1 protein-coding gene is annotated in these 250 nt (G+C 47.2%); it reads right to left on the bottom strand.

Annotated features, from left to right (window positions below):
* Positions 1–250 (bottom strand): hypothetical protein (locus tag AAEZ03_RS28360; protein ID WP_350583288.1); only part of this gene is annotated, 250 nt, incomplete at both ends.

The raw sequence follows: 250 nt of genomic DNA, 5'->3' as shown, positions 1-250 counted from the left end.
CGGTCAGATATTTCATCACGGGTGTATCTAGCAATTTTGCCTCTGCAACCGTCTTCGCTTGGATCAAACGCTTTTGTTGGCGACGCTCAGGCGTTTTGTCTTCTGCTTGCATGACGCTACCATCGATTTGCAAGCCAATCTCTGCCTGTGTAAATTGCTGCTGTAGTTTTTCTGCCAGTTGCTGAAAGGTCACCTGCAAGTGCTTACTGTCGACACTGGTAACAAAGGTAGCTTTACCATTGCATAGACC

This window comes from Pseudomonas sp. HY2-MNA-CIBAN-0224, from assembly GCF_040310285.1.
Lineage (GTDB): Bacteria > Pseudomonadota > Gammaproteobacteria > Pseudomonadales > Pseudomonadaceae > Aquipseudomonas > Aquipseudomonas helleri.
This window is presented reverse-complemented; position numbering and strand designations above follow the sequence as displayed.